The organism is Microbacterium oleivorans (assembly GCF_013389665.1).
GTDB classification, from domain to species: Bacteria; Actinomycetota; Actinomycetes; order Actinomycetales; family Microbacteriaceae; genus Microbacterium; species Microbacterium oleivorans_C.
Window position 1 is genome coordinate 1,992,545 of record NZ_CP058316.1, and the last position, 12,807, is coordinate 2,005,351.

A 12,807-nucleotide genomic window follows, 5' to 3' on the forward strand; every position below is an offset into this window, starting at 1 on the left:
TTCAACGCTCCTCACGGAGTGGTCACCGTCGCTTAGCAAGGAGCAACGATGCTTCACAATGATACGAAACCGTCTCCCTCCGCCGCATCCACCGCGCGTGCTCGACGCAGCAACACGCGTTGGACGATCGTCGGGTTCTCGGCGCTGGGACTGACGATCGCCTACCTCGATCGGGCTGCCCTCGGTGTTGCGCTGCCCTTCATGGCCGAGGAGTTCGAGATCGGGCCCGCCATTCAGGGCGTGCTGCTCTCGTCGTTCTTCTGGACCTACGCGCTGTTCCAGATCCCGTCCGGTTGGCTGCTCGACAAGTTCGGGCCGCGCGTGATCTACCCGATCGCGGTCGGCTGGTGGTCGATCTGGACAGCACTCACCGCACTCGCGACCGGCGTGGCGTCGACGATCGTGTTCCGACTCGGGCTCGGCATCGGAGAAGCGCCGGTGCAGCCGGCGAACATCAAGGTGGTCTCGCGGTGGTTCCCGCGTCGCGAGCGCGCGTTCGCCTCGAGTCTGTTCGACATGGGGCAGCAGATCGGCACCGCGCTCTCCATCCCGATCGTCACCGCGCTGGCACTGTTCGCCGGGTGGCGGTTCGCGTTCCTGCTGATCGGAGTGGTGGGCGTCCTCTGGGTCATCGGATGGCTCATCGTCTATCGCGCACCGGAGAAGCACGCTCGCGTGAACGCCGCCGAACTGGAGTACATCAATTCCGACCAGGGTGAGATGGTCCATGCTGAGAGCGCCGCCGAGAAGAAGCCGTGGCGGGCCCTCCTGCGCGACAATCAGGTCTGGGCGCTCATGTTCGGGTACGTCTTCCGTTCTCTGGCCGGCGCGTTCTTCCTCACCTGGTATCCGAGCTATCTGCTCAACGATCGGAACCTCTCGAAGGAGGAGTTCGGGCTGGTGGGGGCCATCCCCGCCGTCATCGCGATCGGCGCGACCGTCCTCGGCGGAATCGTTTCGGACCGACTGCTCGCGTCGGGGAGGGTGTCGGCAGGGGCCGCCCGGAAGATCCCGATCATCGCGGGTCTGGTGCTGAGCGCCTGCATCGGGTTCAGTCCCTTCATCGAGTCGAACGTGCTCGTGATGGTCGTGCTCACCGTCTCGAGCGCGGCGCACTCCTTCGCGGGGGCGGCCATCCTGAGCCTTCCCGCCGAGGTCGCCGAGACGCCGGACACCGTCGGTTCTATCGCCGGGTTCCAGAACTTCGGCTCGCAGCTGGGCAACCTGATCAGCCCCATCGCGATCGGACTGTTCCTCACCTTCAGCAACAACTCCTACGTCGGTCCGCTGGTCTTCGCCGCATTGAGCTGCCTCATCAGCGCGGGTATCTACGCCTTCTGGGTTCGGATCAAACCTGTTGTGGCGCTCTCCGACGTCGTCCACCCCACGAATGAGAAGGCGTCATGACGACCGAACCATCCTTCGACCGCGCTTCACTGATCGAGCGGCTCTCCACCGTCGTCGGCATCCCCGTGGTGCCGTTCGACGAGCACGGTGACGTCGATCATCCGTTGCTCGGGAGCCTCATCGACCGTCTCGTCGCGGCCGGTGTCACCGCGCTCACCCCGAACGGCAACACCGGGGAGTTCTATGCGCTCTCGCCCGAGGAGCGCAGAGCCGTCCTTCTCACGGTCGCGCACGCGGCCGCCGGGCGAGCCGTGCTGGTCGGCGGCGTGGGTCTCGACCTCGCCACGGCCGTCTCGGACGCGCGCTTCGCACGGGATGCCGGTGTCGACGCGGTGATGGTGCATCAACCCGTCCTGCCGTACCTGTCGCCCGAGGGGTGGGTCGAGTACAACGTCACCGTCGCCCGCGCCGTCCCGGAGATCGGCGTGGTGCCCTACCTCAGTACACCGCTGGTGACCGGCGCCCACATCGCCCGGCTGATCGACCGGGCACCCAACGTGGTGGCCCTGAAGTACTCCGTGCCCGATCCGGTGGTCTTCGCATCGGTGCGCGCCGAAGCGGCCGCGGGCACGTCCGCCGACGTGTTGTGGATCGCCGGTCTCGCCGAGTCGTACGCTCCGGCCTACTGGCAGGGGGGTGCGCGAGCGTTCACCTCCGGACTCGTGAACGTGGTGCCGGCGAAGTCCCTCGACATGCTCGATGCTCTCCGCGCGAACGACCCAGCCGAGGCGGAACGGGTGTGGCGCAGCATCCGCCACTTCGAGCACCTGCGAGCCCGTCGCCGTTCTGCCGACAACGTCGCCGTCGTGAAGGAGGCGATGCACCAGCTCGGCCTCTGCCGCCGGGATCTTCGTCCCCCGAGCGCCCCGCTGTCTGCTCGAGCTCGCGAGGAAGTGACCGAGTCGATCGCCTCATGGTCGGCACCGCCGCCGACGACGACCGCCGGAACCCCGTCCGTAGGGGTGCCGGCATGAGCGTCATCGAGAGGCTGGACACCTACCTGCAGCGCGTCGGCGATCGGCCGCGCGTGCTCGTGAAGATCACCACGGATGACGGGATAGACGGCTGGGCGGAGGTCTACAACCACGGCCCCGATCTCGCCTTCCCCCCGCTGCTGGAGTACCTGTTCGAGCAGATCAAAGGCATCGACGCTCGCCGCACCTCGTACGTGTCGCAGTTGCTGCTGCAGTCATCCCGGTTCCCACCGGGGGCGATCGGCCTGGCAGCTCTCGCCGCGATCGATCACGCACTGTGGGACATCGCCGGGAAAGCGGCGGGAATGCCCGTCTACCAGCTGCTCGGCGGTGCCGTGCGCGACCGGGTGCGGGTCTACGCCGGGCTTTACTCGGCTCCGGACATCCCGCAGCTGGTCGATCGCACGTCGGAACTGCACGAGGAGTACGGGTTCACCGCGTTCAAGCTGAGTCCCTACCGCGCCGATCTGCACCGGCACCGGTTCGGGGTCGTCGCAGCCGAGCTCGGACGGTACTTCGGCGAGGTGCGTGAATCACATCCGGCAGACGTCGAGTTCGCCTTCGACGCCCATGCCTGCCTGTGGTCACCCCAGCAAGCAGTGGCGCTCGGCGCCGCTCTCGCCGCGAACGAACCGCTCTTCCTCGAGGAGCCGATCAGGCCGGAGCACCTTCCGGCCTGGGCCCGGATCCGCTCCGAGCTCTCGGCGATCTCGGTGCCGCTCGCGACGGGCGAATCGCTCTACTCGCCCTATGAGTTCCTGGGGTTGCTCACCGCGCAGGGAGCCGACATCGTCCAACCCGACATCTGCGTCGTCGGCGGGCTGACGCAGATGATCAAGATCGCGCATCTCGCCGAGGCCCATTATGTTCCGGTCGCTCCGCACAATCCGCTCGGACCTCTCGCGACGGCGGCGAACGTCCACTTCGCCGCCGCGACCACGAACTTCTCGATCCTCGAGTTCAAACCCGACCCGGTGTCGTGGTGCCATGACCCGTACGAGCCGCGTGACGGTCACCTGGAACTGCGGCCCGACCGGCCCGGATGGGGGATCACCATCGACGAGAGCTCACTCGCGAAGGATGACTGGGTGCACTGGGAGCGCCGCGTCCCGGTGAAGCCCGACGGATCGACCGCCTGGATGTGAGCGCACCCGCCCCGCTCCCGCCCCGCCCCCGCCCCGTGCGCGGCTCGCACCACCGAACGACGTCACCCGGACGGAAGGACCACGACACATGACTCCTGTCACCACCACGGATCCGGCGACCGGCATCCAGCGCCCACTCGACCTCGCGGAGACCGATGGCGCCGGGCTCGCGGCAGCCGTCACCGCGGCCGCGCGGGCAACGGAGCGGCTCATCGCGCTCGGCCGTCGCGGGCGGGCATCCCTCCTCGAGTCCATCGCCGGCGCGCTCGAGGCGCGACGCGCGGAGATCGTCGCCACGGCCGACGCGGAGACGGCGCTGGGAACGACCCGGCTGGAGGGCGAGCTCGCGCGGACGGTCTTCCAGCTGCGGTTCTTCAGCGAGGTGGTGCGAGAAGGGTCGTATCTGGAAGCGACGATCGATCACGCCGGTGACACCCCGATGGGTCCTCGGCCCGATCTGCGGCGCATGCTCGTGCCGTCGGGACCCGTCGCCGTCTACGCGGCGAGCAACTTCCCCCTCGCGTTCTCGGTGGCCGGGGGCGACACTGCCGCCGCGCTGGCTGCCGGTGCCGGCGTCGTGGTGAAGGCGCATCCCGGGCACCCGGCTACGAGCGCACTCGTCGGGACGGTGATCACCTCGGTCACCGAGCACGTCGTGGGCGACGCGGTGTCCGTGGTCTACGGGTACCAGGCCGGAATCGACCTCGTGCAGGCGCCCCTCATCCGCGCCGCCAGCTTCACCGGATCCCCCGGAGGCGGGCGTGCCCTGGCGGAGCTCGCGGCGTCCCGGCCGCATCCCATTCCGTTCTACGGCGAGCTGGGCAGCATCAATCCGGTTCTCATCTCACCCGAGGCCGCGACCGCACGTGCGGATTCGATCGCGGCGGGACTCGCCGCATCGATCGTCCTGGGCGGCGGTCAGTTCTGCACCAAGCCCGGAGTCGCGCTCGTTCCCGCGGGAGCCCCGGGAGACGCTCTCGTCGCCGCGCTCGCGGAAGAGATCGGCCGCGTCGACCCGAAGCCCGCGCTGACGCGCGGCATGGCCGCCGCCTACGGTTCCGGCATCATCGACCTGGCCGGCGTACCCGGAGCGCGGGAGATGACCGGTACGGATCTCGGCGAGGTCGCCGCCGTCGGCGAGTCCGGACGTACGGTTCCTTCGCTCATCGAGTTCGAGGGCGACGAGCTGCCCGCCCGCCTGACCGAGGAGTGCTTCGGACCGACCGCCGTCGTCGTCCGCTACCGCGACGACGACCACGCCGCGCGCCTCGCCGCCTCGCTGCCCGGGTCGCTGACCGCATCGCTGTTCCTCCAGCCGGGCGACACCGGTGTGCCGGCCGCCCGGGCGGAGCTCGGCGCGCGGGCGGGACGCATCCTGTTCGACCAGTACCCCACCGGGGTGGCCGTCGCGTGGGCGCAGAACCACGGCGGGCCATGGCCGTCGACCGACTCCGTGCACACATCGGTCGGTGCGACCTCGATCCGGCGCTATCTCCGACCCGTCGCCTGGCAGAATGCTCCGGCGGCTGAACTTCCCGCGGAGCTGCGTGACGGACCCGTCGACATCCCCCGCCGCATCGACGGAGCGCTGCACCTGCCGTAGGAGGGGAGCGGCGCACGCATGTGCAGGGCATCCGCACCCGTTCGGCGTCGAGAACTCGGTCGGAGGCGTGCAGCGCCGCTCCAGACTGCTGAGCTCCGCTCTTGTGCTCGACGCTCCACTCTCCGGATCGACGATCTGCAGAGACAGTGGCTTCTATGGACTCACCGTCTGCAATGCCTCCGACGCGGGCATGCACTTGTGCGACTCTCGGTCGTTCCGACCAGTCGTGACCGCCGTGTGTGGCGTCGTCGGACGACGGGCCCCGCCGTCTGACGCGGCGTTGCGCGCGTCACAGCTCCGGCACCAGCTGACGCGCCGCTCCCCTGTCAACCCGCTACGAGGTTCGGGACCCCTCCCACCTAGCGTTCGCGGAATGAGTGAGACAGATACCCCCGCCCCGTCCCGGCTGCGGAGAGGCATCGGCGGACCGTTGCTGTTCGCCTTCATCCTCGGGGCCGGCGTGTACGCGCTGATGGGTGTGCTCTCCCCTAGCGCGTCGACGGGATGCTGTGGGCGCCGCTGCTGGCGGCGCTCCTGCTCGCGCTGCTCACCGCCGGGTCGTACGCCGAGCTGGTGACGAAGTATCCCCGGGCAGGCGGAGCGGCCGGCTTCGCGGAGCGTGCCTTCAAGAACAAGCTCGTGTCGTTCCTCTCGCCATCGTCTTCCTTGCGGTGCTCGCGGCGCTCAACGCCCACGGCATCCGGGAATCGATAGGTGCGAACGTCGTCATGACCGCCATCGAGGTCTCGGGCCTGGTCATCTGCTGACCCTTGTCGGAGATCTCGCGCTGCTGGCCGAGACCGTGGTCCTGTTGCTGCTGTGTGGATCTTCGGCGCCGTCCTGCTCGTCGTCGGGGTCGGGCTGTACTTCCTGGCGCGGTGGGCGCGGCGCCGGGGCCGGGCGGATGCGGTCACCGACACCCCCGAGGCACGCTGAGGGCCGGTCCGGTCCGGGATGCCCTCGGCGCTCAGTTCTCGTGTGGCGGAGAGAGCAGGCGTTGCTTCATCCGGAGAGCCCAATCCCTCAGGCGCACGACGACCGAATCGGGACGAGGGGGGAGAGGCTCGCCCCGTCGGAGCAAGCGGCCGTGTTCGCGTGTGATCCGTTCGGAGCGTTCTCGGCGCTCGGTCGCCGCGGCGTCGCGCACCGGAAGCTGGAGGTGCTCCTCTGCGGGTAGCCCTGCCTGGAGTTCGCGCCCCCGTTCGATCTCCGAGTTGAACTCTGCGCCGAGGAGCAGCGCGACATTGACGAGGAACAGCCAGATCAGAAAGATCGTGACGCCGGAGAATGCGCCGAAAACCTCGTCGTAGCGCGCGAAGTTCGCCACGTAGAGGCCGAACCCGACGGAAGCCGACCCCATCACGATCAGCGCGAGGAAGGCGCCGAGACCGAGCCACCCGAAGCGCGGCAGGCGGATGTTGCCGGTGCCCTTGTAGAGGATGGCGATCAGCACCACGGCGGCGGCGGCGAACGCGGGCCATCGGACCGCCGCCCAGACCCCCTGCGCACCTTCGCCGATGCCGAACGCGTCTCCGACAGCCTGCACCAGCGGCCCGGAGAACGCCGCGAGGCAGATCATCACCATCACGATCGCCAGCAGGATGATCGTGAGACCCAGCTGGATGGGCTTGCGCTTCCAATAGGGGCGCCCCTCCCTCACGCCGTAGATCCGGTTGACGGATCGGCCGAAAGCGCTCACATAGATCGACGACGACCAGAAGGCGATGGCGACGCTGATGATGAGGGTCACGTCAGCGGATGAGGACCCCGCCACGTTCGTGAGGATGGTGTCGGCCGTGTCGACGACGGCACCCGGGGCGACCTCGCTCAGAATCGACAAGAGCTGATCGCGGACCTCGTCGCTGTCGCCCACGATCCCGATGATGGCCATGACCGCCAGTCCTGCCGGGAAGATGGCGAGGACCCCGAAGAAGGTCAGTGATCCCGCGGCATCCATGCCACCGTCGTGGACGAATCCGGCGAAGGTGCGTCGGATCAGGTATCGCCATGTCGAAGGGCGCAGCCGGCCCGGATGGCCCGGCCGTTGTGCGCCTTGTGGTGCGTGGAGATCGGGCATGCGAGCCACGATAGGCGTCATCACCTGTCTTCGTGGGGCCCCGTCCGCGGACGCCCGTGCTTTCATGGAGGATGGCACAGCATCCTCCCGGGTCCAGTAGGACAGTGACCTTCACACTCGGTCGGGACGAGATCGTGATCCGGCACATGTACGAAGTCGTGAGCATCGTCAACGACGTGATGGTCGCGGCGTGGTTCGTCGCGGGGAGTGTCTTGTTCTTCTCCGAGTCGACCACGCCCGTTGGAACGTGGTTCTTTCTGCTGGGAAGCATCCAGTTGATGATCCGCCCCCTCATCCGCCTCACCAGGCGAGTGCACCTACGGCGGATCGGGCGTGACCCGACCGGCGAGTCGTCCTGGGACCTGTGACGAGCGTGCGAACGAGGACCGCCCGTTCACTAGACGCTGCGTCGGCGCAGGGCAACCCTCTGCGGCACCGGGGAGCACGCTCGTACGGTTCGGGGATGTGGTTTGACAGCTGGTCGGATGTAGGTCGGGTCGCCGTGGTCGGGGTGGCAGCGTACGCGTCGCTGATACTCCTGATTCGAGTCTCGGGTAAACGCTCGCTCGCTCAGATGAACGCCTTCGATTTCGTGGTCACCGTCGCGCTGGGGTCGACGTTGGCGACGATCCTGCTCACCTCCGACGTCGCGTTCGTCGAAGGCGTGGCCGCGATAAGCCTGCTGCTCGTCCTGCAGGTGATCGTGGCAGCCCTCGTGGTGTGGTCGCGACGGTTCCGGCGTGTGGTGACCGCCTCTCCGACCCTGCTCCTGACTCATGGCTCGATCGATGAGACCGCGTTGCGCCGGCATCGGATGACCACGGCCGACATCGCGCAAGCGATCAGACAGAGCGGACAGGGGGGATTCGAGACCATCGCCGCGATCGTCCTCGAGAGCGACGGCAAAGTCAGTGTCGTCCCGGAGAGCGCGCTGGGTGACGGAAGCGCACTCGAGCGCGTTCCCGGGTGGCCGCGGTGACTGCCTCAGCCCGGATGCCGCTTGAGCAGCTTCGAGACCACGATCATCGCGCCGCCGAGCACGGCCGGGATGCCGCCGCCCGGGTGCACGGAGGCGCCGACGCGCCAGAGCCAGGGCCGCAGCGGGTCGTGCTGCGCCGGCTGATGCAGGGGGCCGCTCATCCACAGCGGCCGCGATGCTCCGTACAGAGCGCCGTGGGGCTCGCCGAACGAGCCGAAGTACCGCGGGTCGAGCACGGTCGACTCGCTCATGCCGTCGGTGAGCAGTCCGTCGAGGCCCATCACGCGGGAGATGCGCTCGATCTCGCGCGTCACGAACGGGTGGTCGAGAGCGTAGCCCTCGCCGTCGGCGGGGCTCGTGAGCAGAACGGCGAGCGTGCTGCGGTCGTTCGGGTAGATCTCGTTCGCGCGGTAGTGGTTGACGAACGCCATCGTGTCGGCGGGCTCGTCCCCGGCGGCGAGGCTGCGGTGCAGGGCGGCGGGCTTGGTCGGCAGGATGACGCTGTGCGCGGCGATCCGCGAGGGCAGCGGCTGATCGAGCACGCCGTAGATCGCGACGGCCGAGCACGACAGCTGCGGTGAACCGGGAGCCAGGCGCCGCCGACCGAGCAGCCCGTCGAGTCGCGATGCGTCCAGTCCGCTCACGACGACATCCGCTTCATACGAGCCGGTCTCGGTCGTGACCCGTCCACGCTCGATGCGCGTGACGCGCTCGCCGGTGCGGATCTCGACACCCGCGGCATCCGCGAGCCGCTGCAGCGCGAGCACGATCTCGAACACCCCGCCGCGCGGCACCCACACGCCGTCCGCCGCCATGACGGCGGGCATGCTCGCGTACAGCGCGGGGGTGCGCGACGGTGAGACGCCCGCGTTGAGGGTGTGGATCGCGATGATCTCGCGCAGCCCATCGGGCATCCAGGTGAGGCTGTCGAGGTAGGCGCGGGTACTGAGGCGTCGACCGTACACGGCGAGCAGCCGCCGCAACGCGGGGAGCGATGCGCGATCGAGCGGATCGGCGACGAGCAGCGCGGCCACGTCTTCCGCGAGCGGTGCGTGCTCGTCGCTGAAGCGTCGCCAGGCCGGGTACCAGGGGTGGCCCTCGGGAACCGGCAGCGCGACCTCCTCGCCGTCGTAGTAGTAGCGGCCGACCTCGTCGAGGCGCACGAGGTCGAGCCCACCGGCATCCGTGCCCGAGCCGGTATCCGCGCCCAGCCGGCGAAGGAGCTCGTCCCAGACCGATGGGAAGGTGACGAGCGACGGGCCGGTGTCGATGCGCTCGCCGTCGAGCTCGATGCGCCGGCTCTTGCCGCCGACGGTTCCGGCCGCCTCGAGCAGGGTGACGCGGTGGCCGGCGCGGGCGAGCAGAGCGGATGCCGCGAGCCCGCCGAGGCCCGCTCCGACGACGACGATGCGGCTCACGGGTAGATCCCGAGGAACATGGCGGCCAGCAGCAGCCCGCTTGCGACCGATCCCGCGATGTACGGGAAGGCGACAGACAGCGGGTAGAGCTTGCGGCCGGTCGCGGCGGTGGGGCGCAGCAGCATCCACACGACGAGCGTGCCGGCGAGGGCGAGGTTCACGGCCGCGACGATCGGGCTGACGAGCGCGAACAGCACGGTCGACGCGAGCCACCACGCGCCGCTCCACAGGGCGGTGCCGCGCGGGCCGAGCAGGACGGCGGTGGTGGTGATGCCGGCCTCGCGGTCCTCCTCGATGTCCTGCACGGCGTCGTAGGCGTGCTTCGCGACGCTCCACGCGAGCAGCCCGACGACGGCGGGCCACACCGGCGGTGCCTCGAGGGCGACCGGCAGGATGAGCAGCGGCAGGCCGTAGGCGGCATTGCTGAGCGAGTCGAGGAACGGGCGGGCCTTGAAGCGCAGCGGCGGCGCGGAGTAGAACACGAACACGCCGGCGTAGAGCAGGATCAGCCCGACGGCGGCGAGCGGCAGCGCGACGACGAAGTAGATCAGGAACGGGATGTTGGTGACCGCGACGGCCCACGCGATGAGCTTCACCTCGCGCGGCTCGATGCGCGCGCCCTCGATGGAGCCCTTGCGCGGGTTCAGCGCGTCGGTCTCCTGATCGAAGATGTCGTTCACGCCGTAGATCAGCAGGTTGAACGGCAGTGTCAGCCACACCAGCAGCGGGATCGCAGCGACATCGATCAGCTGGCCGGTCAGCCACATGCCCAGCGCGCCGGTGCCGATGGTGTTGATCCACAGGACCGGGCGCGAGATGTGGACGAGGCGCGCCACGGTCGATGTCTGGCGGGTGATGGCGGTGCTCCTCGGATCGGCTGTGGTCACTATCTCACCATCGGCCGGATGCTCGTGAATCCGCCGTCGACCGGGAGGACCTGCCCCGTGATGCGGGACGCCTCGGGCGAGAGCAGCCAGTCCATGACCGCGGCGACCTCGTCGGCGGACTGCACTCCGCCGAGCGGATACTGCTTCTCGGCGCTCTCGCGCAGCATCGGTGCGGCGAGCATGCCGGCGGTGAGAGGCGTGTCGGTCATGCCGGGGGCGACGGCGTTCACCCGGATGCCGCGCGCGGCGTAGGTCGCGGCGGCGCTGCGGACGAGAGCCTCGACACCGCCCTTCGCAGCGGCGATCACCTCGTGGTTCGCGACGCCGATGCGGGCGACGACCGAGCTCGCGAAGACCGCGGCCCCCGGCGCCTTGCCGGTCGCATCGAGCCAGGCGTGCAGGATCCAGAGGCTGCTCTCGAGGTTGACGCGCAGCACGTCGCGCGCGTCGTCCGTCTTCGTGCGGTGCAACGGCGTGATGAGGGTGCTGCCCACCGCGTGCGCGAGCAGGGCGGGCGCGGCGCCGAGCGCGGTGCGGCACTCAGCGAATGCTGTCGCCGCACCCTCGGGCGTTGTGACGTCGGTTTCGATGTGCGCCTCGGCGTCGACGTCGGCGAGGGTCGCGGCATCCCGGCCCACGGCCGCGACGCGCAGGCCGCGGGTGCGCAGCCGTGCGACGAGGGCGCGGCCCACGCCGCCGCGGGCGCCGGTGACGAGAGCGATGTCGTTCGTGGTCATGGGGTTCCGTTCGGTCGGGTCAGCCGGGGGCCGGCACCGCGACGTCGCCGCGCCGGATGGCGTCGGCGCGGTCGCGGATCGCGGTGATCTCGTCCTCGTCGAGGCGGCCGAGGTTCTTCACCTGCAGCGCCATGCGGTGGTTCTCGGCGAGCGGCTCTTCGTGCCGGATGAGGTAGTCCCAGTAGAGGGTCGTGAACGGGCAGGCATCCTCGCCGATCCGCTTCGCCGGGTCGAACGGGCACGTCTTGCAGTACGGGCTCATCCGGTCGATGTACTTCCCCGTCGCCGCGTAGGGCTTGCTGGCCATGAGCCCGCCGTCGGCGTACTGGCTCATGCCGAGCGTGTTCGGAAGCTCGGCCCATTCGACCGCGTCGACGTACACCGCGAGGTACCAGGCGTGCACCTCGCGCGGGTCGACGCCCAGCAGCATCGCGTAGAGCCCGGTGACCATGAGGCGCTGGATGTGGTGGGCGTACCCGTTCTCGAGGGTCGTCCCGATGGCATCCTTCAGACACGCCATGGGGGTGTCGCCGGTCCAGTACCAGTCCGGGAGGGGCTCGAACGCCTCGAACGCGTTCCGCTGCAGGTAGCCGGGCATCTGCGTCCAATAGACGCCGCGCACGTATTCGCGCCACCCGAGGATCTGCCGGATGAAACCCTCGACCGCAGGCAGCGGAGCGCGCTCGGACCGGTACGCCTCCTCGGCGGCGGCCACGACCTCGCGCGGATGCAGCAGCTTCAGGTTCATCGACGACGACAGGTGCGCGTGCCAGAGCCACGGCTCGCCGGGCCACATCGCGTCCTGGGCGTCGCCGAAGCCGGGCAGCCGCTCGTCGATGAACAGCTGCAGCGCCTCGAGGGCCTGCGCACGGGTGACCGGCCACGCGAACGTGTCGAGCGAACCGGGGTGCTCGGCGAACTCCCTCTCGACGAGGGCGATCACCTCGCGCGTGACCTCGTCGGGCGGGAAGGTCGCGCGCGGCGGCACCAGGCCCGGACCCTGCTTCGGGAACGCCTTGCGGTTGTCTGCGTCGTAGTTCCACTGGCCGCCGACGGGTTGACCCCGCTCTGTCATGAGGATGCCGTGGCGCTTTCGCATCTCGCGGTAGAAGTACTCCATCCGCAGCGAGGCGCGGCCCTCGGCGTGCTCGGCGAACTCGGCGACGGTCGAGAAGAAGTGCCGGTCTTCGCGGATGTCGAGGGGGATGCCGGCGGCATCCGCCGTCTGCTGCAGCGCCTCGCGCACCCGCCACTCGCCGGGCTCGGTCATCACGAGTGCCGCGGGCTCGAGCCTCTTCAGGTCGGCCGCGAGCTGGTCGGCGAGGGTGCGCTTGTTTCCGCGCGCGTCGAGCTCGGTGAAGTGCAGGGTGTGCCCCGCCTCGCGCTGGTCGGCGGCGAAGTGGCGCATCGCGGCGAGGAACACCGCGGTGCGGGGCTTCGAGCTCCACACATGGGTCGACTCCTCGGCGACCTCCGCCATCCAGACGGCATCCTGTGCGGGGTCGAAGTCGTCGAACCCGCTCGCGTCGGGGTCGAGCTGGTCGCCCAGGACGATGACGAGGTTTCGGAGCACGGTGTCA

General features: G+C 69.4%; 11 protein-coding genes and 1 pseudogene. 7 read left to right on the plus strand and 5 right to left on the minus strand.

Going from position 1 to position 12,807, the window contains the following annotated elements; all coding sequences use genetic code 11:
- The first annotated feature begins 48 nt into the window (after positions 1 to 48).
- From HW566_RS09465 to HW566_RS09485, 5 genes and pseudogenes are all read left to right on the plus strand, one after another.
- On the plus strand, positions 49 to 1,407 hold the full coding sequence (locus tag HW566_RS09465) for an MFS transporter (protein ID WP_178012352.1): 1,359 nt from the start codon (positions 49 to 51) through the stop codon (positions 1,405 to 1,407).
- Positions 1,404 to 2,381, plus strand: a complete 978-nt coding sequence (locus HW566_RS09470; protein ID WP_178012354.1) for a dihydrodipicolinate synthase family protein — start codon at positions 1,404 to 1,406, stop codon at positions 2,379 to 2,381. Before HW566_RS09465 ends, HW566_RS09470 begins: the two co-directional genes overlap by 4 nt.
- Positions 2,378 to 3,526 carry a mandelate racemase/muconate lactonizing enzyme family protein gene (locus HW566_RS09475; protein WP_178012356.1) on the plus strand — a complete coding sequence of 383 codons (1,149 nt, stop codon included), beginning with the start codon at positions 2,378 to 2,380 and terminating at the stop codon, positions 3,524 to 3,526. Before HW566_RS09470 ends, HW566_RS09475 begins: the two co-directional genes overlap by 4 nt.
- An 88-nt stretch (positions 3,527 to 3,614) precedes the next feature.
- Positions 3,615 to 5,129 carry an aldehyde dehydrogenase family protein gene (locus HW566_RS09480; protein ID WP_178012358.1) on the plus strand — a complete coding sequence of 505 codons (1,515 nt, stop codon included), beginning with the start codon at positions 3,615 to 3,617 and terminating at the stop codon, positions 5,127 to 5,129.
- Between the two features lie 373 nt (positions 5,130 to 5,502).
- Positions 5,503 to 5,890, plus strand: a pseudogene (locus HW566_RS09485) (amino acid permease); the annotation flags it as partial.
- Between the two features lie 206 nt (positions 5,891 to 6,096).
- On the opposite strand, the gene HW566_RS09490 reads toward HW566_RS09485, so the two are convergent.
- Positions 6,097 to 7,206, minus strand: a complete 1,110-nt coding sequence (locus tag HW566_RS09490; protein ID WP_178012360.1) for a YihY/virulence factor BrkB family protein — start codon at positions 7,204 to 7,206, stop codon at positions 6,097 to 6,099.
- A gap of 104 nt (positions 7,207 to 7,310) precedes the next feature.
- On the opposite strand from HW566_RS09490, the gene HW566_RS09495 reads away from it, so the two are divergent.
- Together HW566_RS09495 and HW566_RS09500 are read left to right on the plus strand one after the other, a co-directional pair.
- Entirely contained in the window at positions 7,311 to 7,574 is a 264-nt protein-coding gene (locus HW566_RS09495) for a YrhK family protein (RefSeq protein WP_256728651.1), read from the plus strand.
- Positions 7,575 to 7,669: 95 nt separating this feature from the next.
- The gene (locus tag HW566_RS09500; RefSeq protein ID WP_178012364.1) at positions 7,670 to 8,185 is read left to right on the plus strand and encodes a DUF421 domain-containing protein; all 516 of its coding nucleotides are present in this window, start codon (positions 7,670 to 7,672) and stop codon (positions 8,183 to 8,185) included.
- A 5-nt stretch (positions 8,186 to 8,190) separates the two neighbouring features.
- On the opposite strand, the gene HW566_RS09505 is transcribed toward HW566_RS09500, so the two are convergent.
- Genes HW566_RS09505 through HW566_RS09520 form a run of 4 tightly spaced genes read right to left on the minus strand, consistent with a single transcriptional unit; the run spans position 8,191 to position 12,800 of the window.
- On the minus strand, positions 8,191 to 9,603 hold the full coding sequence (locus HW566_RS09505) for a phytoene desaturase family protein (RefSeq protein ID WP_178012366.1): 1,413 nt from the start codon (positions 9,601 to 9,603) through the stop codon (positions 8,191 to 8,193).
- Positions 9,600 to 10,490: a UbiA family prenyltransferase gene (locus tag HW566_RS09510; RefSeq protein WP_256728652.1), complete on the minus strand. Its 891-nt coding sequence runs from the start codon at positions 10,488 to 10,490 to the stop codon at positions 9,600 to 9,602. The genes HW566_RS09505 and HW566_RS09510 overlap by 4 nt, the downstream gene beginning before the upstream one ends.
- Positions 10,490 to 11,227 carry an SDR family NAD(P)-dependent oxidoreductase gene (locus HW566_RS09515; RefSeq protein ID WP_178012368.1) on the minus strand — a complete coding sequence of 246 codons (738 nt, stop codon included), beginning with the start codon at positions 11,225 to 11,227 and terminating at the stop codon, positions 10,490 to 10,492. Before HW566_RS09515 ends, HW566_RS09510 begins: the two co-directional genes overlap by 1 nt.
- Before the next feature lie 19 nt (positions 11,228 to 11,246).
- The gene (locus HW566_RS09520; RefSeq protein ID WP_178012369.1) at positions 11,247 to 12,800 is read right to left on the minus strand and encodes a cryptochrome/photolyase family protein; all 1,554 of its coding nucleotides are present in this window, start codon (positions 12,798 to 12,800) and stop codon (positions 11,247 to 11,249) included.
- Between the last annotated feature and the right edge of the window lie 7 nt (positions 12,801 to 12,807).